The 22630-nt window shown below is 70.9% G+C and carries 22 protein-coding genes; 8 read left to right on the forward strand and 14 right to left on the reverse strand.

The window, feature by feature from the left end:
• Positions 1-27: 27 nt before the first annotated feature.
• Positions 28-777 carry an SCO6745 family protein gene (locus ACN261_RS13030; RefSeq protein WP_421485483.1) on the forward strand — a complete coding sequence of 250 codons (750 nt, stop codon included), beginning with the start codon at positions 28-30 and terminating at the stop codon, positions 775-777.
• Positions 778-955: 178 nt separating this feature from the next.
• On the forward strand, positions 956-1912 hold the full coding sequence (locus tag ACN261_RS13035; protein WP_425850248.1) for a GNAT family N-acetyltransferase: 957 nt from the start codon (positions 956-958) through the stop codon (positions 1910-1912).
• 139 nt (positions 1913-2051) lie between these two features.
• Here ACN261_RS13035 and ACN261_RS13040 read toward each other — a convergent pair whose 3' ends face one another.
• Positions 2052-2507, reverse strand: coding sequence for a gamma-glutamylcyclotransferase (locus ACN261_RS13040; protein ID WP_067304651.1), 456 nt, complete (start codon positions 2505-2507; stop codon positions 2052-2054).
• 106 nt (positions 2508-2613) lie between these two features.
• Here ACN261_RS13040 and ACN261_RS13045 point away from each other — a divergent pair, with 106 nt between their 5' ends.
• Positions 2614-4017 carry an NAD(P)H-quinone dehydrogenase gene (locus ACN261_RS13045; protein WP_425850249.1) on the forward strand — a complete coding sequence of 468 codons (1404 nt, stop codon included), beginning with the start codon at positions 2614-2616 and terminating at the stop codon, positions 4015-4017.
• A gap of 68 nt (positions 4018-4085) precedes the next feature.
• Here ACN261_RS13045 and ACN261_RS13050 read toward each other — a convergent pair whose 3' ends face one another.
• Positions 4086-4418: a helix-turn-helix domain-containing protein gene (locus ACN261_RS13050; protein WP_088643940.1), complete on the reverse strand. Its 333-nt coding sequence runs from the start codon at positions 4416-4418 to the stop codon at positions 4086-4088.
• A complete protein-coding gene (locus ACN261_RS13055; RefSeq protein WP_425850252.1) occupies positions 4415-4783 on the reverse strand; it encodes a type II toxin-antitoxin system RelE/ParE family toxin in 369 nt (122 codons plus the stop codon). The genes ACN261_RS13050 and ACN261_RS13055 overlap by 4 nt, the downstream gene beginning before the upstream one ends.
• Positions 4784-5339: 556 nt before the next feature.
• Here ACN261_RS13055 and thrS point away from each other — a divergent pair.
• Positions 5340-6554, forward strand: a complete 1215-nt coding sequence (gene thrS, locus ACN261_RS13060) for a threonine--tRNA ligase (RefSeq protein ID WP_425850254.1) — start codon at positions 5340-5342, stop codon at positions 6552-6554.
• Between the two features lie 53 nt (positions 6555-6607).
• Here the strand turns inward: thrS and ACN261_RS13065 are convergent, their stop codons facing one another.
• From ACN261_RS13065 to ACN261_RS13080, 4 genes are read right to left on the reverse strand one after another with little or no spacing between them, the layout of a single operon-like run.
• Positions 6608-8641, reverse strand: a complete 2034-nt coding sequence (locus ACN261_RS13065; protein ID WP_425850257.1) for an ABC transporter ATP-binding protein — start codon at positions 8639-8641, stop codon at positions 6608-6610.
• Complete coding sequence (locus tag ACN261_RS13070; protein ID WP_421485490.1) at positions 8638-10371, reverse strand: ABC transporter ATP-binding protein; 1734 nt, start codon at positions 10369-10371, stop codon at positions 8638-8640. The genes ACN261_RS13065 and ACN261_RS13070 overlap by 4 nt, the downstream gene beginning before the upstream one ends.
• On the reverse strand, positions 10365-10895 hold the full coding sequence (locus tag ACN261_RS13075; RefSeq protein WP_421485492.1) for a MarR family winged helix-turn-helix transcriptional regulator: 531 nt from the start codon (positions 10893-10895) through the stop codon (positions 10365-10367). The genes ACN261_RS13070 and ACN261_RS13075 overlap by 7 nt, the downstream gene beginning before the upstream one ends.
• A gap of 25 nt (positions 10896-10920) precedes the next feature.
• Entirely contained in the window at positions 10921-11367 is a 447-nt protein-coding gene (locus ACN261_RS13080; RefSeq protein ID WP_421485494.1) for a DoxX family protein, read from the reverse strand.
• An 84-nt stretch (positions 11368-11451) separates the two neighbouring features.
• On the opposite strand from ACN261_RS13080, the gene ACN261_RS13085 reads away from it, so the two are divergent.
• Positions 11452-12021 carry a TetR/AcrR family transcriptional regulator gene (locus ACN261_RS13085; protein ID WP_421485495.1) on the forward strand — a complete coding sequence of 190 codons (570 nt, stop codon included), beginning with the start codon at positions 11452-11454 and terminating at the stop codon, positions 12019-12021.
• 249 nt (positions 12022-12270) lie between these two features.
• On the opposite strand, the gene ACN261_RS13090 is transcribed toward ACN261_RS13085, so the two are convergent.
• The gene (locus tag ACN261_RS13090; RefSeq protein ID WP_364310030.1) at positions 12271-13710 is read right to left on the reverse strand and encodes a GuaB1 family IMP dehydrogenase-related protein; all 1440 of its coding nucleotides are present in this window, start codon (positions 13708-13710) and stop codon (positions 12271-12273) included.
• Between the two features lie 80 nt (positions 13711-13790).
• A complete protein-coding gene (locus ACN261_RS13095; RefSeq protein WP_425850262.1) occupies positions 13791-15542 on the reverse strand; it encodes an acetyl/propionyl/methylcrotonyl-CoA carboxylase subunit alpha in 1752 nt (583 codons plus the stop codon).
• Between the two features lie 131 nt (positions 15543-15673).
• On the opposite strand from ACN261_RS13095, the gene ACN261_RS13100 reads away from it, so the two are divergent.
• From ACN261_RS13100 to ACN261_RS13110, 3 genes are all read left to right on the forward strand, one after another.
• The gene (locus ACN261_RS13100) at positions 15674-16336 is read left to right on the forward strand and encodes a PadR family transcriptional regulator (RefSeq protein WP_425850265.1); all 663 of its coding nucleotides are present in this window, start codon (positions 15674-15676) and stop codon (positions 16334-16336) included.
• A gap of 116 nt (positions 16337-16452) precedes the next feature.
• Entirely contained in the window at positions 16453-17412 is a 960-nt protein-coding gene (locus ACN261_RS13105; RefSeq protein WP_421485502.1) for an ATP-binding cassette domain-containing protein, read from the forward strand.
• Between the two features lie 17 nt (positions 17413-17429).
• Positions 17430-18185: an ABC transporter permease gene (locus ACN261_RS13110; protein ID WP_145917889.1), complete on the forward strand. Its 756-nt coding sequence runs from the start codon at positions 17430-17432 to the stop codon at positions 18183-18185.
• Positions 18186-18355: 170 nt separating this feature from the next.
• Here ACN261_RS13110 and ACN261_RS13115 read toward each other — a convergent pair whose 3' ends face one another.
• The 5 genes from ACN261_RS13115 to ACN261_RS13135 are packed head-to-tail and all read right to left on the reverse strand — an operon-like array spanning position 18356 to position 22629.
• The gene (locus ACN261_RS13115) at positions 18356-19009 is read right to left on the reverse strand and encodes an O-methyltransferase (RefSeq protein ID WP_421485504.1); all 654 of its coding nucleotides are present in this window, start codon (positions 19007-19009) and stop codon (positions 18356-18358) included.
• A 9-nt stretch (positions 19010-19018) separates the two neighbouring features.
• On the reverse strand, positions 19019-19675 hold the full coding sequence (locus ACN261_RS13120; protein WP_425850267.1) for a Maf family protein: 657 nt from the start codon (positions 19673-19675) through the stop codon (positions 19019-19021).
• A 10-nt stretch (positions 19676-19685) separates the two neighbouring features.
• Entirely contained in the window at positions 19686-20828 is a 1143-nt protein-coding gene (mycP, locus tag ACN261_RS13125) for a type VII secretion-associated serine protease mycosin (RefSeq protein ID WP_425853592.1), read from the reverse strand.
• A gap of 2 nt (positions 20829-20830) precedes the next feature.
• Positions 20831-22162 (reverse strand): hypothetical protein, encoded by a 1332-nt coding sequence (locus tag ACN261_RS13130; protein ID WP_421485507.1) that lies wholly within the window; start codon positions 22160-22162, stop codon positions 20831-20833.
• Positions 22159-22629, reverse strand: coding sequence for a hypothetical protein (locus ACN261_RS13135; protein ID WP_425850269.1), 471 nt, complete (start codon positions 22627-22629; stop codon positions 22159-22161). Before ACN261_RS13135 ends, ACN261_RS13130 begins: the two co-directional genes overlap by 4 nt.
• Position 22630: the final 1 nt, after the last annotated feature.

Raw genomic sequence — 22630 nt, forward strand, 5'->3', positions numbered from 1 at the left:
GATGAATGCGTGTTGCGGGCGTGCGGGATGACGCCGGAGCAGGTGGCCGCCGGGAGCAAACCCGCCGTGCTGGAACTGGGGGAGTTGTTCACCCGCTGCCCGGGGACCCTGCGCCGGGCCAGGACGATGGGCATCCCGGGCTGGGCGTTCTACGTCACCGGGCGGGCCGGCGCACTGGGCGACATCCGGGCCGAGACGGTGGCGGCGGCACTCGGCTTCCTCGCCCCGGAGGCGGTCGCCGACGGATGGGACACCGCCGTGCGGGTGGTCCGGCCGTTGGAGGTGGCCACCGCCCACCTGACCGAGTGCTGCCGGTGGGGTGCCCAGCATCTCGACGACCTGCCCGGCACACCCCGGCTGACCGCCCTGCTGGAACGGGTGGTGGCCGCCGCCGACGCGACGGGCATGCCGCTGTTCGCCGCCTGGCGGGCGATGCCGCTGCCCGCGCACGCCGAGGGTGCCCGCGCCGCCGTGGCGCTGCTGCTGCTGCGGGAACACTTCACCGGGGCCTACCTGCTCGCCGTGCGGGCCGCCGGGATGACCCCGCTGGAGGCGGTGCTGGCCGGACCGGAGGGGGCGGCCGGGGCAGCGGCCTGCGGATGGTCCCCGCCGTATCCGCCGGTCGGGCCGCTGGTGCGGCGTCGGCTCTGGGCCGAGGCGGTGACCGACCGGCTGGCCGCGGCCGGGTTCCGGGCGCTGCGCCCGGCGGAGGGCCGGGAGTTGATCGAGCTGCTCACCGACGTACGGGCCCGGCTGCGCGCCGACGCGGACGGCTGACCCGCCGCCCGGCCCGGTCCGACGCGGCCCGGTCCGACGCTGGCCGGGTCCGACACGCCCGGTCCGGTGCCGCCCCGACCGCCCGGTCAGCCGGTGGTCGGTCCCGGACCGGCGTGACCGGCCGGTGGCCCGGAAAATCGGCGGCGGGGTGGCGGGCGGGGCTGCCAGGATCTGCGGCGTGACACTTCCCGCCGGTTGGACCGCCCGCCGCCCCACCCTGGACGACGTGCCCGCGCTGCTCGCCGTGGTGCACGCCGCCGACACGTTCGCCATCGGCCACCCCGACTTCGACGCCGACGACGTCCGGGCCGCGCTGAGCGCGCCGTTCTTCGACCCGCAGCACGACTCGTGGGTGCTGACCGATCCTGATCAGCGGGTGGTCGGTTGGAGCGTGGTCGACAACCCGACCGGGGTGGGCCGCGAGTACGTCGACGTCTTCGTCGACCCGGAGCGGGCGACGGCGCTGCGGGCCGTGCTGCTCGACCGGATGCTGCACCGGGTCGCCGAACGCGCCACCGAGCGGGGCCGGCCCGCGCTGACCGTCCGGGCCGCCGTCTGCGCGCCGGAGACCCGCTGGGCCGGCGAGCTGACCGCCGCCGGGTTCACCCGGGCCAAACGGTACGTGCGGATGAGCCGGTCGCTGGCCGACCTGCCCGCCGAGCCGTCGCCCCCGCCCGGAGTGACCGTCCGGCCGGTGCGGGCCGGTGACGAGGCCGACCTGCGGCTGTTCCACCACATCCACGACACCGCCTTCCGGGACACCCCGGACTACGAGCCGGCCGGGTTCGAGGGCTGGCGGGACCGGCTCACCGACGGTGGGCGGGTCTGGGACGAGTGGTTCATCGCCGAGGTCGACGGCGCGCCGGCCGGCGCGCTCAACTCGTCGGACCAGGCGCTGGAGCAGGACATGGGCTGGGTACGCACGCTGTCGGTGCTGCCCGCGTACCGGCGGCGCGGGGTGGGTGCGGCGCTGCTGCGGCGGGCGTTCGCGGTCTACGCGGCCAAGGGCCGGGGACACGCCGGGCTCGGCTTCGACCTGGCCAACCCGACCACCCCGGTCACCCTCTACCGGTCGGTCGGGCTGCACGAGACCCGTTGGATCGACCTGTACGAGCGCAGCGTGCCCGCCGCCTGAGCGGTCCAGCCCGGGTGCGTGCCGACTGTGGTGCGGGCCGGCTGCCGTGGACCCGGCCGGTGTGGGCCGGGTGACGCCCGGCGGGGTCGCCGTCGGGTCGCCCCGCCGCCGGGAGCACACTGGACGGGTGCGATACGCGTTACGCCGAGGCGGTGCCGGTGGGGCGGGACCGCAGCTCGGAGACGTAGTCGTCGGGCGCGCCCGCCTTCTCGGCGGCGTTGGCGATCTCCGACAGGTACCAGGCGGTCGGCAGACCGCCCTCGTAGCCGTCGAAGACGTACACCCAGGCGGTGACGTCCCCGTCCAGCGTCGAGACCCGCACGGTGAGCTTGCGGTACGTGCCGGCGGTGACGCCCTCCAGCTCGTCGAGCTGGGCGGCGTCGTACGGGTCGATGTCGTACAGCGCCACGAAGACCCGGTCACCCGGGGACTCGACCACGGTGCTGACGGAACCCTCCCAGCCGATCACGTCCTCACCGGCGAAGGTCAGCCGCCACCCCTCCAGCCAGCCGACGCCCACCATGGGCGAATGCGGGCAGTAGGCCCGCATCCGGGCGGGGTCCAGGTTTGAGCCGTAGGCCGCGTAGTGACGCACGGCGATGACGATAGCCCGGCGAACGGGTGGGGGAGAATACGACAGTGCGTGTCGGACGGGTTCGGGAGAAGAAAGTCACTGTGAGCACCGAGGAAGGGCGAGGGCTGTGAGCCACATCGTGATCATCGGCGGGGGGCCGGCCGGCTACGAGGCGGCCCTGGTCGCCGCCCAGCTGGACGCCGACGTCACCGTGGTGGAGGCCGAGGGCGCGGGAGGGGCGTGCGTGCTCTCCGACTGCGTCCCGTCGAAGACCTTCATCGCCAGCTCGGAGGTGGTGACCGGCTACCGGGACACCGACGAGTTCGGCATCCACTCCGACGGCCTGGAGGCGGTCACGGTCGACGCGCCGGCCGTGCACGCGCGGGTGAAGCGGCTCGCCCTGGCCCAGTCCGGCGACATCCACGCCAAGCTGATCAAGGCGGGTGTGACCTTCGTCGCGGGCACCGCCCGGATGGGTGAGGACACTCTCGGTCACACCCACCGGGTCGTCGTCACCCCCGCCGACGGCGGTGCGGAGTACGCGATCGACGCCTCCACCGTGCTGGTCGCCACCGGCGCCACCCCGCGTCAGCTTCCCACCGCGCTGCCCGACGGGGAGCGCATCCTCACATGGCGGCAGGTGTACGACCTGCCCGAGCTGCCCGCCCACCTGATCGTGGTGGGCTCCGGCGTCACCGGCGCCGAGTTCGCCAGCGCCTACCTGGCGATGGGGGTCGAGGTGACCCTGGTCTCCAGCCGGGACCGGGTGATGCCGCACGAGGACGCCGACGCGGCGATGGCCATCGAGCACGTCTTCCGCAGCCGGGGCATGACCATCCTCAACAACTCCCGGGCGGACGCGGTCCGACGCGTCGGCGACGGCGTCGAGGTGGTCCTCTCCGACGGCCGGGTGGTGACCGGTTCGCACGCCCTGATCGCCGTCGGCTCGATCCCGAACACCGCCGACCTCGGCCTCGCCGAGTACGGCGTCGAGCTGGCCAAGGGCGGTTACGTCACCGTCGACCGGGTGTCGCGTACCAACGTCCCCGGCATCTACGCCGCCGGCGACTGCACCGGGGTCCTGCCGCTGGCCAGCGTCGCCGCCATGCAGGGCCGGATCGCGATGTGGCACGCCCTCGGCGAGGCGGTCCGGCCGTTGCGGCTGCGTACCGTCGCCGCGAACGTCTTCACCGACCCGGAACTGGCCACCGTCGGCGTCTCCCAGGACGAGGCGGACGCCGGCCGTACCCTGGCCCGTCAGGTGATGCTGCCGCTGACCGGTAACGCCCGCGCGAAGATGGACGACCTGGCGGACGGCTTCGTCAAGCTGTTCTGCCGCCCGTCCACCGGCCAGGTGGTCGGTGGCGTGGTGGTGGCTCCCAAGGCCAGTGAGCTGATCCTGCCGATCACCATGGCGATCGAGAACAACCTCACCGTCAACGAGCTGGCCCAGACCATCACGATCTACCCGAGCCTGTCCGGTTCGATCACCGAGGCCGCCCGTCAGCTCATGCTCCACGAACTCGAATGACCCCTGACCCGGGTCGGGCGTCGGTCGTGCTCCGGCCGATATCCGACCCGGGCCGGGACGGCGTGCGGTCAGGCCACGTTGAGCCGGATGTTTCCGATGCGGGCGACCACGTCCACCTGGCCGCCGAGGCCGGTGACATAGGCGCGGAGCGATTCCAGGCTGGTGTGCTCGCCGTTCTCGATCTGGCTGATTCGGGCCTGGGACAGGCCGGCGGCCTCGGCGAGCTGTTGTTGGGTCATGCCGAGCTGTCGGCGGATGTCGGCCAGTTGCGCGCCGCTGACGGAGGCGAGCATCCTTTCCCGGAACCGACCACGACGGGTGACCCGCTCGGGGTCGTCCCAGGATGGGTCGATCTCACGCGCCTTGGCCCTGACCTCACGCCAATCGGAACCGTTGCTCATCGTTGCGCTTCCTTAAGTGCGATCAGGTGTTCCTCGAACCTTGCGTCGGCGAGCGGCACGGCCTTCCGGTACCAGCTCTGCCACTGACCCGACTTGTCGCCGGCGACCAGGAAGACCGCCTCACGTAGCGGATCGAAGGCGAAGATCATCCTGATCTCCGTGGTGCCACTCGACCCTGGTCGCAGCTCTTTCATGTGATGGAACGAGCTGCCCTTGAGCCGGTCCACCAGTGGACGTCCCAGCGCCGGGCCGTGCTCGGCGAGCAGGTCGATGGCCTCACCCACCAGATCCGCGCTGGCCGGATCGACGCGGCACAGGTCGAGGAACCACGCCTCCACCTCGGGATGCAGCCTGACGTCCCACACCTGCCAAATATAAGCGATCCTTATGAGCTTGCCGAGGTTTCCCGCACCGGAGACCGGGCCAGTCGCGCTGGCCACGGCCACCGTCGGTGACCGCGTGGCTGCGCACACCAGGGTGGTGTGCCGCCCGCCGCACGGCGGCTGCCGCCCGGCGCGGCCGTCGGGAGGGGGACGGCGAAGCGGAGGGCGTCGGCGTACCGTTGAGTACGCGGCCCCCACACCGTCGGGTCCCCCGTTCCTGACGAGCGGGCCGCCGAGGGTCGCCGGCAGGTCCCGTGCCGGCGACCCTCCCCCTTTCCCGCACCGCCCACCACGACGGGTACGCACGTCACGGTCCAGCGTGCTCCCGCGTCGGGAAGCGCTGAAAAATGCGGTCGCCGGGTCGTCGCGGAGGTCGTACGGTGACGGCATGCGCAGTGCTGTGGTGACCACGACGCCGGGAGATCCCGGCGTGCCGCACTGACGTCTTCCGTCGACGAGGCCCCGGGCGATCCGCCCGGGGCCTCGTGGCGTTGCGGGCACGGTCGCCTCCGGGTCGTACCCGATCAAGGAGCGCGACATGATCGACCACCGTAGGCTCGGCCGCGAACTGGACCTGTTCGTCTCCGACCCGCTGGCGGGCGCCGGGCTGCCGATCTGGCTGCCGGCCGGCGCGGCGGCCCGGCACGCCGTCGAGGAGTACGTCCGCGAGCTGGAGCGCCGGGCCGGCTACCAGCACGTGTACTCGCCACCGCTGGGCAGGCGCGAGCTGTTCGCACTCTCCGGGCACCTCGGCCACTTCGCCGACGAGATGTTCCCACCGATGCGGATGGGCGACGACGAGTTGCTGCTCCGGCCGGCGCTCTGCCCGCACCACGCCCTGGTCTACCGGGCCCGGGGCCGCTCCTACCGGGAGCTGCCGCTGCGGGTCGGCGAGTTGGGCGGGATGTACCGGGCGGAGCGGTCCGGGGTGCTCGGCGGGCTGGCCCGGGTGCGGGCGATCTCGCTCAACGACGCGCACAACTTCTGCACCCTGGAGCAGGTCGGCGACGAGGTCCGGGAGATCCTGCGGCTGATCCGCCAGGCGCACGCGGCGCTCGGCGTCCGGCCGGCCGGGTTCCGGTTGTCGCTGCGCGGGCCGGGTGCGAAGTACGTCGGCGACGACGCGTCCTGGGCACGCGCCGAGGAGCTGCTCCGGGCCGCCCTCGACGGGGTGGACCACGTGGAGGCGCCCGGCGAGGCCGCCTTCTACGGCCCGAAGATCGACATCCAGGTGGTCGACGCGGCCGGTCGGGAGTCGACCATCTCCACCGTGCAGATCGACTTCGACAAACCGGAGAAGTTCGACCTGTCGTACACCGATGCGGCGGGTGCCCGGCAACGGCCGGTGCTGGTGCACCGCAGCCTGGTCGGGAGCATGGAACGGCTGTTCGCCTACCTGATCGAGGCGCACGAGGGCGCGTTCCCGCCCTGGTACGCCCCGGTGCAGCTGCTGCTCCTGCCGGTCGACGCCGGGCAGGCCGGTGCGGTGGACCGGCTGGCCCGGCGGGCGGTCGACGCCGGCCTGCGGGTGGCGGTGGACGCAGGCGGCTCGCTGGGTGCCCGGGTCCGCGACGCGGCCCACCGCCGGGTGCCGTACGTCGGGGTGGTCGGTGCCCGGGAGGCCGCCGCCGACGCCGTCGCCCTGCGGCTGCGCGACGGCCGCAGCCTCGACCCGATGCCGGCGGCGGACGCGGTGCGGCTGATCGGCGCGGTGGTGGCGGCCCGCTCGGCGGAGCTGCTCCCCGCCGGCTGACGGTGCGGGGGCCGGGGGCGTCGTCCCCCCCGGCCCCCGCACCGGTCTGTCACTCAGCCCCGGGCCGGAGCCGGTGCCGCCGCTGCCGGCGTGGCCTCGTCCTCGACCACCGCCGCGGCGAACTGCGCCTGGTACAGCCGGTGGTACGCGCCCCGCGCGGCGAGCAGCTGCTGGTGGGTGCCCTGCTCGACGATCCGCCCGTTCTCCATCATCAGGATCAGGTGGGCGTCGCGGATGGTGGACAGCCGGTGGGCGATGACGAAGCTGGTCCGGTCGGACCGCAGCGCCGCCATCGCCCGCTGCAGCAGCACCTCGGTACGGGTGTCCACCGAGCTGGTCGCCTCGTCCAGGATCAGCAGCGACGGTTCGGCCAGGAACGCCCGCGCGATGGTGATGAGCTGCTTCTCACCGGCGCTGACGTTGCTGCCCTCCTCGTCGATGACGGTGTCGTACCCGTCGGGGAGACTACGGACGAACCGGTCCACGAAGGTGGCCCGCGCGGCGGCGAGGATCTCCTCCTCGGTGGCGTCCGGCCGGCCGTAGGCGATGTTGTCCCGGATGGTGCCGCCGAACAGCCAGGTGTCCTGGAGCACCATGCCGATCCGGCCGCGCAGGTCGTCGCGGCGCAGCGTGGTGATGTCCACCCCGTCGAGGGTGATCCGCCCGGAGTCCAGCTCGTAGAAGCGCATCACCAGGTTGACCAGGGTGGTCTTGCCGGCGCCGGTCGGGCCGACGATGGCCACGGTGTGACCCGGCTCGGCGACCAGGGACAGATCGTCGATCAGCGGGGTCTGCGGGTCGTACCGGAAGGAGATGTTCTCGAACTCGACCCGGCCGTGCGGTACGTCGACCCGGGCCGGGGTGGCCGGGTCGGGGCTCTGCTCGTCGGCGTCGAGCACGGCGAAGACCCGCTCGGCGGAGGCCACCCCGGACTGGAGCAGGTTCGCCATCGAGGCGACCTGGGTCAGTGGCTGGGTGAACTGCCGCGAGTACTGGATGAACGCCTGCACGTCGCCGAGGCTCATCGACCCCGACGCCACCCGCAGCCCACCGACCACGGCGATCGCCACGTAACTGAGGTTCCCGACGAACATCATCGCCGGCATGATGATCCCGGAGATGAACTGGGCGCCGAAGCTGGCCCGGAACAGCTCCTCGTTCTTGGCGTGGAAGGTGGCCTCCACCTCCGGCGAGCGACCGAAGACCTTGACCAGCTCGTGACCGGTGAACGCTTCCTCGATCTGGCCGTTCAGCTCGCCGGTGTGGGTCCACTGGGCGATGAACTTCTGCTGCGACCGCTTGGCGATCTGCTGCGTCACGATCACCGACAGCGGCACCGCGACCAGCGCGACCAGCGCCAGCAGCGGCGAGATCCAGAACATCATCGCCAGCACGCCGACCACGGTCAGCAGCGAGGTGAGCAGTTGGCTCAGCGTCTGCGACAGGGTCTGCGAGATGTTGTCGATGTCGTTGGTGACCCGGCTGAGCAGCTCGCCGCGCGGCTGCCTGTCGAAGTAGGGCAGCGGCAGCCGGTTGAGTTTCTCCTCCACCTCGGCGCGCAGCCGCAGGACGGTGGCCTGGACCACCCCGTTGAGCAGCCAGCCCTGCCACCACATCAGCAGGCTGGCGGCCACGTAGAGGCCGAGGGCGAACAGCAGCGTCCGGCCGAGGGCGTCGAAGTCGATGCCCGCCCCGGGGACCACGTCCATCCGGGCGACCATGTCGGCGAGGTTGTCGTTGCCGGCGGCCCGCATCCCGGACACCGCCTGGTCGACGGTGGTGCCGGGGGGAAGCTGCCGGCCGATCACCCCGGCGAAGATGATGTCGGTGGCGTGGCCGAGGATCTTCGGCCCGATCACGCTGAACCCGACGCTGGTCACCGCCAGGGCGATGATGCCGGTCAGCGTCACCCGGTGCGGTCGCAGCCGGCCGAGCAGCCGGCGGGCCGACGGCCCGAAGTTCATCGACTTCTCCGCCGGCATGCCGGCGCTCATCCACGGCGGCCCACCGCCGCGCCGGCCGGCCGCCGGCAGCCGCTTCGGCGTGGTCTCCTCCGGGGCCTTCTTCTGCTCGGGTACGGCGGTCATGCCGGCACCCCCGCCGTCTGCTGTGACGCCACGATCTCGGCGTACGTCGGGCAGGTGTCGAGCAGCTCGTCGTGTCGGCCCATCCCGACCACGCCTCCGTCCTCCAACACGATGATCTGGTCGGCGTCGATGATCGTGGAGACCCGTTGGGCCACGATCACCACTGCCGCGTCGGCGGTGACCGGGCGCAGCGCGGCCCGCAACCGGGCGTCGGTGCCCAGGTCGAGCGCCGAGAACGAGTCGTCGAACAGGTAGATCTCCGGCTTACGGACGAGTGCCCGCGCGATGGCGAGGCGTTGCCGCTGCCCGCCGGAGACGTTCGTGCCGCCCTGCGCGATCGCCGCGTCGAGGCCACCTGGCATCTGGGCCACGAAGTCGCGGGCCTGGGCGATCTCCAACGCCGTCCACAGTTCCTCGTCGGTGGCGTCGGGGTTGCCGTAGCGCAGGTTGCTCGCCACCGTGCCGGTGAACAGGTACGGCTTCTGCGGCACCAGGCCGATCCGCCGCCACAGCTCCTCCGGGGCCAGCTCGCGGACGTCGACCCCGTCGACCAGCACGGTGCCGGCGGTCGGGTCGACCAGCCGGGGGATCAGGGTCAGCAGGGTGGTCTTGCCGGCGCCGGTCGACCCGATCACGGCGGTGGTCCGCCCCGGGGTGGCCCGGAACGAGATGTCGTGCAGCACCGGCGCGCTGGCCCCCGGGTACTGGAACGCGACGCCGCGCAGCTCCAGCTCACCGTGCCCGTCGACCCGGGTCACCGGGTCGGCCGGTGGCACCACAGTGGACTCGGTGTCCAGCACCTCGGTGACGCGTTCGGCGCAGACCGCCGCGCGCGGCACCATCATCAGCATGAAGGTGGCCATCATGACGGCCATCAGGATCTGCATCAGGTACGCCAGGAAGGCGGTCAACGCGCCGATCTGGATCTGCCCCGAGTCGACCCGCTGGGCGCCGAACCACAGCACGGCGACGCTGGAGACGTTGAGCACCAGCATCACCACCGGGAAGATCAGCGCCATCAGCCGACCGACCCGCAGGGCGGTGGCGGTCAGGTCGGCGTTGGCCACCCCGAACCGCTGCGTCTCGTACGGTTCGCGGACGAACGCCCGGACCACCCGGATGCCGGTGATCTGCTCGCGGAGCACCCGGTTGACCGTGTCGATGCGGGTCTGCATGAGCCGGAACCCGGGCACCATCTGGCGGATGACCAGGCCGAGCGCGACGGCGAGCACCGGCACGCTGACCAGCATCAGCCAGGACAGGCCGATGTCCTCCCGCAGCGCCATCACCACCCCGCCGACGCTCATGATCGGCGCGGCGACCAGCATGGTGCAGCTCATCAGCACGAGCATCTGCACCTGCTGCACGTCGTTGGTGTTGCGGGTGATCAGCGAGGGCGCGCCGAAGCGGGCCACCTCGCGGGCGGAGAACCGGTTGACCTGCCCGAAGATCGCCGCCCGGACGTCCCGGCCGAAGGCCATCGCGGTCCGCGCGCCGAAGTAGACAGCCGTCACCGCGCAGGCGATCTGGACCAGGCTGACCAGCAGCATCCAACCGCCGGTACGGATGATGTAGTCGGTGTCGCCCCGGGCCACCCCCAGGTCGATGATGTCGGCGTTGAGGCTCGGCAGGTAGAGCGAGGCCATCGTGCCGACGAACTGGAGCAGCACCACCGCGCCCAGCGGCCGGTGGTAGGGCCGCAGATAGCGGCGCAGCAGGCTGATCAGCACGGATGGCTCCCGGGCTTCGGGTGGTCGGTCGTGTCCTGGTGCTGTGTTGTCAACCTCTTGTCCTCCCCGTCGGACATGGTCGTGATGACCTCGATCAGGAAATCCCGGATCACCTCGCGTCGGGCCGGGTCGGCGTCGACGGAGGTGAGCGGGGTGGTGGTGCGCATCCGGTCGACCAGGGACCGGGTGTGTTCCCGCCCCTTGTCGGTCAGCGCCAGTCGTACGCTGCGCCGGTCGGCCTCGTCGCGGCGACGCTCGACGAAGCCGTCCCGTTCGAGGGTGTCGACGATCCCGGTGAGGGTGGCCGGCCGGACGAAGCAGCGGTCGGCGACGTCCCGGTGGGTGGCGTCGTCGAGGTGGTTCAGGGTGAACAGCACCCGCATCCCGGCCGGGGTGAGACCGTGGTGTTCGGCCAGGTAACGACCCCAGTGCTGGTCGACGAGGTGGCCGGCGACCGACAGCAGTCGCCCGAGCGGCACGTCGTGGAGCACGGCGGGAAAGACGATGAGTGGTTCCCTCTGCACGCTGAGTATGTTAGCCCCCAGACCGTCAGGGGCCAAACAGAATGGTCAGAGCGGTGCCGACGTACAGGATCTGCATCGCCGTACGTGTGCCCAGCGGGGTGACCGGGCGGCCCGCCAGCGTCAGGCGTCGCCGGGCCGCCGAGACGTTGGCCGGGAACATCGCCAGAAGCAGCAGTGCCAGCCCGGCGGCGGCCGGACGGGCGGTGGCCGGGATCAGCAACCCGACCGCTCCGGCCAGTTCGAGCACCCCGGTGACGGTGACCAGCATGGCGGGTCGGGGCAGTCGGGGCGGGACCATGGCGATCAGATCCTCCCGACGGGGTGACATGAAATGGGCGAAACCGGTCATAACGAACAGTAGTGCCAGCCCGACGCGGAGTGCGGGGTGCCAGCCGTCGAGCGCGTCCACGCCGGCCAGTCCGGCCAGGCGTGCGACGGCGGCTCCGACGAGCAGGGCGATAAACGGAACCACGGATGCCTCCTCGGTGCAAATCTTTATGATGACAAGATTGGATCGTCGATGGTCTTCTTGTCAATGCAAAGTTATCCTGGTGTCATGACCGTCACCCGGCCCTACCACCACGGCGACCTGCGCCGCGTCCTGCTCCAGGCGGCGGTGACGGCGATCGAGGAGGCCGGGCCGGCGGCCCTGAGCCTGCGCGACCTCGCCCGTCGCACCGGCGTCTCCCACGCCGCCCCGACCCATCACTTCGGCGACAAGGCGGGACTGCTCACCGCACTCGCCGTCGAGGGGTTCGACCTGCTCGCCGCCGCCCTGACCGCAGCCGGCGACGACCTGCTCGACGTGGGCGTGGCGTACGTGGACTTCGCCGTCCGTCACCGGGCGCACTTCGAGGTGATGTTCCGACCCGACCTCTACCGGGCCGACGCCGCCGAGGTCCGGGCCGCCCAGGAACGGGCCGGCGCGGCGCTGCACACCGGCGTGGCGACCCTGCCGCCGGACCGGGCCGAGCCGGGCGAGGCGCGCACGGACGCGCTGGCCGCCTGGTCGATCGTGCACGGCTTCGCCACCCTGTGGCTCTCCGGCGCACTACCCGCCGACGTCGAGGCCGACCCCCGCACCGCCGCCCGCACCGTCATCCGCCGCCTCTTCCCCCCACCCTGACCCCCCACCGGCACCCAGCGCCTCCCCTCACGCCCCGCCCCTCTCGCCCCCGTGATCAAGAGATTCGCGTCAAATCACCGCTCCGAGTTGACGCAAACCTCTTGATCGCCGACCACCGGGGTGGTGATCAAGAGAAAAGAGTCGACCGGCGGGGTGCAGATGACGCAAACCTCTTGATCACCGGGGTCAGGCCGGGGCGAGGCAGAGACCGGGGCGGGGGCCGGGCAGGGCAGGAGGGGACCGGGGGAGTTACCAGCTGGTGGGGAGAGGCATGCCCTCGGTGTAGCCGGCGTGACTCTGGACGCCGACGAGGGCGCGCTCGTGGAACTCGTCCAGGGTGCGGGCACCGGCGTAGGTGCAGGCGCTGCGTACCCCGGAGACGATCTCGTCGATCAGGTCCTCGACGCCGGGGCGGGCCGGGTCCAGGTACATCCGGGCGGTGGAGATGCCCTCTTCGAAGATCGCCTTCCGGGCCCGGTCGAAGGCGCTGTCCTCGGCGGTCCGGGCGCTGACCGCACGGGACGAGGCCATCCCGAAGCTCTCCTTGTAGCGTCGCCCGTCCGGTTCGGTGTACAGGTCACCCGGCGACTCGTAGGTGCCGGCGAACCAGGAGCCCACCATCACGTTGGAGGCCCCGGCGGCCAGCGCCAGCGCCACGTCCCGCGGGTGACGCACCCCGCCGTCGGCCCAGACGTGCCGGCCGAGGGCGCGGGCCGCCGCCGCGCAGTCCAGCACGGCGGAGAACTGCGGCCGGCCGACCCCGGTCATCATCCGGGTGGTGCACATCGCGCCCGGGCCCACCCCGACCTTGACGATGTCCGCGCCCGCCTCGACCAGGTCGCGTACCCCCTCGGCGGTGACCACGTTGCCGGCCGCCACCGGGACCGGGGGGTCGAGCTTGCGGACCGCCCGCAACGCGGACATCATCCGTTCCTGGTGCCCGTGCGCGGTGTCCACCACCAGGGTGTCGACCCCCGCCGCGAGCAGCGCCTCGGCCTTGCCGGTGACGTCACCGTTGATGCCGACCGCCGCCGCGATGCGCAGCCGGCCCCGGTCGTCGACGGCCGGCTTGTAGAGGGTGGCCCGCAGCGCACCCTGCCGGGTGAGCACCCCGACCAGGCGGCCGTCGTCGTCGACCACCGGGGCCAGTCGCCGCCGTCCCGCGTTGAGCCGCTCGAATCCGGTACGCGGGTCCGCGTCGGCCGGCACGGTGTGCAGCTCGGTCGACATCACATGCTGGAGTTGGGCGAACCGGTCCACCTCGTGGGTGTCCGCCTCGGTGACCACCCCCACCGGCCGGCCGGCCTCGTCGACCACCACCACCGCGCCGTGCGACTTCTTGGGCAGCAGGTGGATGGCGTCGCCGACGGTGTCGGTCGGGCCGAGCGTGATCGGGGTGTCGTGCACCAGGTGCCGCTGCTTGACCCACTCGACCACCGTGGCGACCACCTCGATCGGGATGTCCTGCGGGATGACCGCGATCGCGCCGCGCCGGGCCACCGTCTCGGCCATCCGGCGACCGGCCACCGCCGTCATGTTCGCCACCACCAGCGGGATGGTGGTGCCGGTGCCGTCACCGGTGGACAGGTCGACGTCGAGCCGCGAACCGACCTCGGACCGGGCCGGAGCCATGAAGACGTCGTTGTAGGTCAGGTCGTGCGCGGGCACCGCGCCATGAAGGAACCTCACCCCGCCATCATTCCCGCTTCCGGCCCGTCCCGCCGCCGTCGGTGGCTCACACCACCCTGCCCCTGCGGCGGGCGTACGGCTCAGGAGATGGTGCAGATCGCCGCGCCGGCGGTGAGCACCGCACCGACCTCGGCGGCGAGCCCGGCGACGGTGCCCGCCTTGTGGGCGTGCAACGGCTGTTCCATCTTCATCGCCTCCAGGACGACGACCAGGTCCCCCTCGGCGACGGTGTCCCCGTCCGCGACGGCGATCTTGACGATGGTGCCCTGCATGGGGGAGGTGAGGGCGTCGCCGCTGACCGCCGTACCCGTGCCGGTGCCGCCACCCCGGCGGGCCGGCCTGCGGGCGGCGGGGGCGGCGGTGGTCGTACCCCCGGTGAGGCCGGCGGGGAGGGTGACCTCCAGCCGCTTGCCGCCCACCTCGACCACGACGGTCTCGCGCGCCGCCGCCGCCTCGGCGGGGCCGGCGGTCGGGGTGAACGCCGGGACGGTGTTGTCGAACTCGGTCTCGATCCACCGGGTGTGCACGGTGAACGGCTCGCTGGTGAACGCCGGGTCGCGGACGACGAGGCGGTGGAACGGCAGCGCGGTGGCCATCCCCTCGACGACCATCTCGTCGAGCACCCGGCGGGCCCGTTCGATCGCCTCGGCGCGGGTCTCGCCGGTGACGATCACCTTGGCCAGCAGCGAGTCGAAGTTGCCGCCGATCACGTCGCCCGCGCCCACCCCGGTGTCGACCCGGACGCCGGGGCCGGTGGGCAGGCGCAGCGCGGTGATGGTGCCGGGGGCGGGCAGGAAGTTGCGGCCCGGGTCCTCGCCGTTGATCCGGAACTCGATGGCGTGCCCGCGCGGGGTCGGGTCCGCGGTGAGCCGCAGCTTCTCGCCGTCGGCGATCCGGAACTGTTCGCGGACCAGGTCGACGCCGGCGGTCTCCTCGGTGACCGGGTGTTCCACCTGCAGCCGGGTGTTGACCTCCAGGAAGGAGATGGTGCCGTCCGCGCCGACCAGGTATTCCACCGTGCCCGCGCCGTGGTAGCCGGCCTCCCGGCAGATCGCCTTGGCGCTGTCGTGGATCTGGCGGCGCTGCGCGTCGGTGAGGAACGGCGCGGGGGCCTCCTCGACCAGCTTCTGGTGCCGTCGCTGCAGGGAGCAGTCCCGGGTGCCGACGACGACCACGTTGCCGTGCCGGTCGGCCAGGACCTGTGCCTCGACGTGTCGGGGCTGGTCGAGGTAGCGCTCGACGAAGCACTCGCCGCGACCGAACGCGGCGACCGCCTCCCGGGTGGCCGACTCGAACAGGTGCGGGATCTCCTCCAGGGTGCGGGCCACCTTGAGCCCCCGCCCGCCCCCGCCGAAGGCGGCCTTGATGGCGACCGGCAGGCCGTGCTCGACGGCGAAGGCGGTCACCTCATCGGCGTCGGCGACCGGGTCGGCGGTGCCGGGGACCAGGGGCGCGCCGGCCCGCTGGGCGATGTGCCGGGCGGTGACCTTGTCACCGAGGTCGCGGATCGCCTGCGGGGTCGGGCCGATCCAGGTCAGGCCCGCGTCCAGCACGGCCTGGGCGAAGTCGGCGTTCTCGGAGAGGAAGCCGTAACCCGGGTGTACGGCGTCCGCGCCGGCCCGCCGGGCCACCTCGATCAGCTTGTCGATGCGCAGGTAGCTGTCGGCGGCGGTGTCGCCACCGAGGGCGTACGCCTCGTCGGCGAGGGTGGCGTGCAGGGCGTCCCGGTCGGAGTCGGCGTAGACGGCGACGCTGCCCAGACCGGCGTCGCGACAGGCCCGGATGACACGGACGGCGATCTCGCCACGGTTCGCGATGAGTACCTTGCGCACCTGGTGCTCCTCCCGGGGTCGTTGCCTCGGGAGTGTATCGGCAGCCCGGAGGCCCCCTAACGATCACTCAGTGTGGGATGTCGCACTGTGGGCCCGGTCGACTAGTCAAACTTGGTTATTACGCTTGTGTGGTGTCTGCGACTCGGTTGATGATCCTGGGGCTGGTCCGGTGGATGCAGCCCGTGCACGGCTACGACGTACGCCGCGAGCTGTTGAGCTGGGGTGCCGACAAGTGGGCGAACGTGCAGCCCGGCTCGATCTACCACGCGTTGCGCAAGCTGACCGAGGAGGGTCTGTTGCGGACGGTCGCCACCGAGCAGGTCGGTGCCCGTCCGGCGCGCACCACGTACGAGGTGACGCCCAAGGGGGACGAGGAGTTCGAGACGTTGCTGCGGGCGCAGTGGTGGCAGCTGCACGAGGTGCCGGACCCGTTCGCGTCGGCCTTCTCGTTCCTGCCGGCGATGCCCCGCGAGGAGGCGGCGGCGGCGCTGCGCAACCGGGCGAATCTGCTGCGTGCCGGTGTCGAGTCGATGCGTGCCTCGTTGGACTCCGACTGGGTGCGCAACAGCAAACCGGTGCACGTGACCTGGATGTTCGAGCTGTGGTTGGCCCGTGCCGAGGCGGAGATGGCGTGGTGCGGGCGGATCGCCGAGCGGATCGACTCCGGGGTGTCGTACCTGCCTGCTGGGCTGACGGGGGCGGACGTCTGGCCCGGCTGGACCGACGGCGCTCCGCAGGGCGACACGATCGACGGCGCTCGGCCGCCAGGCGAGAAAAGCAATAATCAAAGTTGACTAGAAAAGCTATATCGCGTTAGCCTGCTTCCGGCCCGTTGGCGGAAGCGCGCCACATGGCGTCACGGGGGCAGACGACGGCCGGCACCACCCGGCCCGGACGACCAGGAGCAGAGATGATCGAGACCAGAGGGCTGCGGAAGTCGTTCCGCTCCCGGCAGGGTCGGGAGACGAAAACGGTCGACGCCGTCCGGGGGGTGAATCTCCAGGTCCCGGCGGGAGAGATCTTCGGCTTCCTCGGCCCCAACGGCGCCGGCAAGACCACCACCCTGCGGATGCTCGCCACATTGATCGAGCCGGACGGCGGCGAGGCCACCATCGCCGGTGCCGACCTGCGCAAGGACCCGGCCGAGGTACGCCGCCGGATCGGCTACGTCGCCCAGGGCGGCAGCACCTGGGACGAGAGCACCGCCCGCGAGGAACTCGTCCTGCACGCCCGGATGTACGGCATCGGCAAGGCCGACGCGCACCGCCGCGCGGTCCGCGCCCTGGAAGCCTTCCAGCTCACCGAGTACGCGGACCGCAAGTGCAAGACCTACTCGGGCGGCCAGCGGCGACGGGTGGAGATCGCCCTCGGCATCATCCACGAGCCGAAGATCGTCTTTCTCGACGAGCCGACCACCGGCCTCGACCCGCAGAGCCGTGCGCACATGTGGGACGAGATCCGGCGGCTGCGTACCGAGGGGATGACCGTCTTCATCACCACGCACTATCTCGACGAGGCCGACGCGCTCTGCGACCGGATCGCGATCATGGACCACGGTGAGGTGGTCGCCGAGGGCACCCCGGCCGAGCTGAAGCGGGAGATCTCCGGCGACGTGGTGCTCGTCGGCCTGGACGTGGCGAGCACCCCGCAGGCCGCCCAACTCCTCGACAGCGAGGAATACCTCAACAAGCTGGAGACCGTCGAGGAGGGCGGGCTGCGCCTCTACGTCGACGAGGGCGCCACCGCCATCCCGCAGGTGCTGCGCCGGCTCGACCACGCCGGGCTGGTCATGAGCTCCATCGAGCTGCACCGCCCCAGCCTCGACGACGTCTTCCTCACCAAGACCGGCCGCTCGCTGCGCGAGTCCTGAGACACCGGAGACCACGGATGAAATTCGCCCGCGACACCTGGCTGATCTTCCAACGCCAACTTCAACTGCTGCTGCGCAACCCGGTCTGGGTCTTCGTCGGCGTCTTCCAGCCGGTGATGTACCTGCTGCTCTTCGCCCCGCTGCTCAAGCCGGCACTGAACGCACCCACCCAGGCCGCCGCGTACAAGATCTTCGTACCCGGCCTGCTGGTGCTGCTCGCCATCTTCGGTGGGCTGTTCCAGGGCTTCGGCCTGATCGCCGAGCTGCGCGCCGGGGTCATCGAGCGGTCCCGGGTCACCCCGATCAGCCGGCTCGCCCTGCTGCTCGGCCGCTCCCTGCGCGACGTCGTCTCGCTGATCGTGCAGGCGGTCATCATCACCCTGCTGGCGCTCCTGTTCGACCTGCGGGTCTTCATCGGGGACCTGCTGCTGGCGTACCTGATGCTGGCCCTGATCGCGCTGATGACCTCGGCCGTCTCGTACGGCGTCGCGCTCAAGGTCAAGAGCGAGGACGCGCTCGCCCCGTTGATGAACACCGTGGCCCAGCCGGTGCTGCTGCTCTCCGGCATCCTGCTGCCGCTCACCTTCGCCCCCGGCTGGCTGCAGGGGGTCGCCGAGTGGAACCCGTTCTCCTGGGCGGTCGACGGCACCCGGGCGCTGTTCGCCGGTGACCTCGCCAACGACAAGGTGTGGCAGGGGCTGGCCATCATCGCGGTGCTCGCCGCCGCCGGCGTCTTCTGGGCGGCCCGCCAGTTCGCCCGCAGCGTCCGCTGACGTGTCCCGCCCCGGGCGGGGCCCGGTCACGCGCCCGTCGCGTCGGACCGGTGCCCCGTTCCGGGGAGGTGATCGACTTCATGTCGCCGATGTAGCGGTATCGGTGCGAGGTAAACACCGCAACATCGGCCCAGGGGAGTCGATCGTGCCGGGCTCCCCCGACCGGCCGGTCAACGCACCCGGGCGAGGGTGACGCCGTCGGCGAGGGGCAGCAGCACCGCGTCGACGCGTACGTCGGCAAGCACCTCGTCGTTGAAGGCGGCGATCGCCCGGTCGGCCTCGTCGCGCGGGGCGAGCACCCGGCCGGCGCGCAGCGTGTTGTCGACCGCGATCACCCCGCCGGCCCGCATCCGGGGCACCAGCTCCGCCCAGTAGACCGGATAGCCGACCTTGTCGGCGTCGATGAAGGCGAAGTCCAGGTGACGCTCGTGCGGCAACTCCCGCAGCGTCTCGGCGGCCGGGCCGATCCGCAGCTCGATCTTGTCGGCCACCCCCGCCCGCTGCCAGTACGACCGCGCGATGCCGGTGAACTCCTCCGAGATGTCGAAGCAGGTCAACCGGCCGTCCTCGGGCAGCCCCCGGGCGATCGCCAACGACGACAGCCCGGTGAACGTGCCCACCTCGACTGCCTGCCGGACGCCCAGCAACCGGGTCAGGAAGGTGAGGAACGCCGCCTGCTCCGGCGCCACCTGCATCTCGGCGTGCGCCGGCAGCACCGCCCGGGTTTCCTCCGCCAGATCACGGATGATCTCGTCCGGCGGGGAACCGTGGGCGACGATGTAGGCCTGTAGTTCCGGCGTCAGCGGCAACGGCTTCGTGGTCATGACCGGACGTTAGCCGAGCGGCTCGACCTTCTGGGCACCCGGCGCGACCTTCGTCCACAGGTCCGTGATGCTCAGCCCCAGATCGTGCAGGAGCCGACGGAGCAGCGGCAACGACAATCCGACCACCGTGCCCGCATCACCCTCGATCCCGGTCAGGAACGCCCCACCCAACCCGTCGATGGTGAACGCCCCGGCCACCGCCAACGGCTCGCCCGTGGCCACGTACGCCGCGATCTCCGCATCGGTGACGTCGGCGAAGTGCACGACCGTCGAGGCCACCGCCCCGACCTGCGATTCGTTCCCCACGTCGACAAGATGGTGGCCGGTGTGCAGCACCCCGCTGCGTCCACGCATCCGCTCCCACCGGCGGGTCGCGTCAGCCGCGTCCGCCGGCTTGCCGAGGATCTCGCCGTCGAACGCGAGCACCGAGTCACAACCCAACACGAGCGTCCGCGCATCCGGAGTGGAACGCAGCCGGTCGGCGACGGCCTGCGCCTTGCGCCGGGCCAACTCCAGGCACAGATCCTCGGCCCGTTCCGCGACCACCAGGGATTCGTCGACGCCGCTGACCAGCACGTCGGGTTCGATCCCGGCAGCCTGGAGCAACTTGCGGCGGGCGGGGCTCTGCGAGGCGAGCACGAGACGGAGCGGCAGGAAGTTCGACACGCGGCCGACGCTACCGGCTGATTCTCGGCGGCGGGTCGCCGGCACGTCGACGTCGACGCCACACCAGGAATCCACCACCGGCCGCCACGATCACCCCCAACGTGACCCACCCCCGCACGGTGGCACCACCGTCGCCGCCGGCAGGCTGGGCAGCGGCACTCGTCGCGCCGCTCGGCGGGGTCACCGTCGTACCCTCGAAACCCAGCGGAGGTACGTCGGCGGTGAGCGCTGCCACCAGGTCGATGACGCCGTAGCCGTACTCGTCGTCCCGGCCGGGCGGACCCTTGTCGACAGCGGTCGCGGTGAGCCGGTGGACGACCTCGGCGGCGGGAAGGTAGGGGTACTTCGACCGGACCAACGCCGCCGCCCCGGCCACAATGGCGGTGGCATCGGACGTACCGGTGCCCTTGCGGTACCTGCCGTTGATGCTGGTGCTGTATATGTCCACCGCCGGAGCAACGACATCAATCTCCGGCCCACTCACAGAAATCGGTGCATGCCTTCCAGTTTGGTCAACCCCGCCCACTGCAATGACATCCCCGACCGAGGCGGGGTACCCCACCTTGGTGTCGTCAGGCAGATTGCCAGCTGATGCCACAACGACAATATCCGAGGCTAAAGCGAGGGTGATCGCTTGCTCTAATTCTCTGCTCTTTGTGCCGACGCTTGATATGTTGATTATGTTCGCGCCGTTTGCGATTGCAAACCTGATGCCCTCTGCGAGGGCGTCTGGACTCCCGTCTCCTTTTGGTGAGGTGGAAAAGATCGGCAGAATTTTTGCTTCCGGAGCTATTCCTAGCGCGCCGGAGTTGTTTCGCTGGCCATGTGCTGCGATTAGTCCTGCCATTCCAGTGCCGTGGCTATCGCGATCGCTGCGGCCGTCTCCGGATCCGCCAGGGATCGTGTCGACCCCTGGTAGTAGGTTTTGGCGGAGGTCCGGGTGGCGTGAAACCCCGGTGTCCAGGACGGCGACCACCGAATCCTTTCCCTTGGTGATTCGATGAGCCTCTGTAGTGTCAAGGAATTTTAGATGCCACTGATCCCTGCGGATGTGCTGCTGATCTTTCGATGCGGCTGCCCCTGGCGTCGTTGCTGCTAGCAGAATTAGTTGAGTTAACGCGACTATGCCCAGATAGCTGGCCGCTTTGTCGATGTTCACCGGTTAATGCCGATAGTAGGTCCGGGGTCGATGGGTCCTTCCTCCTCGGGTGGATGGACTACTGGCGGCACGCCCTCGTCGGTTGCCCAAGGATGGTCGGGGTCCCAAGGGCGGGCTTGGCTGCTGTTCGAGATGTCTCGCCTTGTTGGGGACGTAGGGAAGTTGCCCGTGCGGACACCCTCGCCTATGGCGGGAAAGCCTCCGAGCCCATGAATCTGCCCTCCTCGCCCACCGCGAGGTCTGGATCCGGCGCCTCCAGTGGGGGCGAGTCCGGCACCGCCCCCACCGATGACTCCTCCGACTGGGTTAATGCGTCGTGAAGTACCGCTGCTGGCTGGCTGGCTTGGTCCTAATTCCGGATTACCGCCGATAATATGGTTGGGAGGCTTGGCCCTCGGGATGCTTTCGGCATAAGGGTTATTCCTGTTGACTGAAGAGTTGGTCGTTTCGGTTCTTCCAGACACGGTATAAGCGGGCGGAACTCCGAAGCTATTCTGGGGGTTTACTGACCCGCCGTGCGTTCCCGTACTTGCACTCGATGTGGTTGGCGAGGGGGGTGCGCCTATGATTCCCCCCAGTGTCGGCCCGGAATTTGACGATTGAGTGGCAAGTGGTGGCCTGGCGGTTTTCGAATCCCTTGTTCCTGATGTCCTTGTGTTTCTCGGTGGCGATAGCGGGATTGCCGCTATAGGAGGAATTATTGGCAGTTGTGCTGAATTGCCGTAGGTGTCCGTACTGCTGAGGTCGCGAGGGGCCCGCGTCGGTGGTGGTTTTTGGAGCATGGCTTGGGCTTGTTGGAGTTCGCCGCTGAGCCCGAACATCAACCCCCGTGCCTGCACGTTGAGCCGTTCCAGGTCCGCGTCGGTCACCGGCGGGTCCACCACCCGGCTGCCCGCCGCTGCCCTGGGGTCGGCCAACGTCGCCTCGTACCCGCGCTTGCGGGCGAGCTTCTCGGCGTAGTCGTCACGTATCCGCTTGAGTTCGGGCCTGGTGCTGTCGATGGCGCGCGCGACGGCGGCCAGGGCGTCGTGGTTGGCGGCCGCCGTGTCGTGGGTGCGCTGCACCTTGTTGATCAGCCCGTCGAGTTCTCCGAGGTAGGTCCTGGCGGCGGCATTCGTGGCCGGTGGCCAGGCCTCGGCGAGGCCGGCGCGGTACTGCCGGAGTTGCCGCAGGTGGTTCTGGGCGAGTTCACAGACCTTGCGCCAGCCGGCGACGTGCTTCCAGTGCCCCGGCGTCTCCTGGTCCTGGAGGCACGCCCACATGCTGAGCACGTCCATCAGTTGCCAGTCGGTGAGGCCGGATGTCCGGCCGCTGCCCCGTTCGATCACGGCAGCACCACCGGGCCCGGATTCTCGGGGCTGTTGGGTTCGGGGGCCGTCCACGAGGAACGGTCGGTGAGCTGGGTGGACGCGCCGATCCGCGGGTTGTGCAGGGCGCGTTCGACGTCGGCCACCCGGGCGTCGGCGAACGCGTCGGAGCCCTGGTAGTCGGTGGCGATCCGGTGCGCTGCGGCGGCCAGCCGGCCGGTGTTGCCGGCGAGCCCGTGCACCAGGTCGGAGGTGGCCTGCTGGGTCTCCCAGTGCGCCTGGAGGAAGTGCACCAGCTCGATGAAGGCGTCGCACGGGTTGGGCACGGCGGCGGTCATGTCGTCGGCGATGTACCGCAGGTGCGGCGTGTAGTTCCGGTCGACCTCGTTCTGGAGCCGGTCGGCGAACTCCCGCATCTGCCGGATGTCGGCCTCGATGCCGCCGTAGTCACCCGCCCCGGAAGCTGGGCGGCCCTCCTCTGGGATCACT

This window comes from Micromonospora sp. WMMD723, from assembly GCF_049863385.1.
Lineage (GTDB): Bacteria > Actinomycetota > Actinomycetes > Mycobacteriales > Micromonosporaceae > Micromonospora > Micromonospora wenchangensis.

What these genes read in the sequence shown, in the direction of transcription:
- ACN261_RS13030 (WP_421485483.1), top strand. Translation starts at nt 28, where the DNA reads ATGACGCCGGAGCAGGTGGCCGCCGGGAGCAAACCCGCCGTGCTGGAA.
- ACN261_RS13050 (WP_088643940.1), bottom strand. Translation starts at nt 4,418, where the DNA reads ATGAGCAACGGTTCCGATTGGCGTGAGGTCAGGGCCAAGGCGCGTGAG.
- thrS (WP_425850254.1), top strand. Translation starts at nt 5,340, where the DNA reads ATGATCGACCACCGTAGGCTCGGCCGCGAACTGGACCTGTTCGTCTCC.
- ACN261_RS13065 (WP_425850257.1), bottom strand. Translation starts at nt 8,641, where the DNA reads ATGACCGCCGTACCCGAGCAGAAGAAGGCCCCGGAGGAGACCACGCCG.
- ACN261_RS13085 (WP_421485495.1), top strand. Translation starts at nt 11,452, where the DNA reads ATGACCGTCACCCGGCCCTACCACCACGGCGACCTGCGCCGCGTCCTG.
- ACN261_RS13105 (WP_421485502.1), top strand. Translation starts at nt 16,453, where the DNA reads ATGATCGAGACCAGAGGGCTGCGGAAGTCGTTCCGCTCCCGGCAGGGT.
- ACN261_RS13110 (WP_145917889.1), top strand. Translation starts at nt 17,430, where the DNA reads ATGAAATTCGCCCGCGACACCTGGCTGATCTTCCAACGCCAACTTCAA.
- ACN261_RS13115 (WP_421485504.1), bottom strand. Translation starts at nt 19,009, where the DNA reads ATGACCACGAAGCCGTTGCCGCTGACGCCGGAACTACAGGCCTACATC.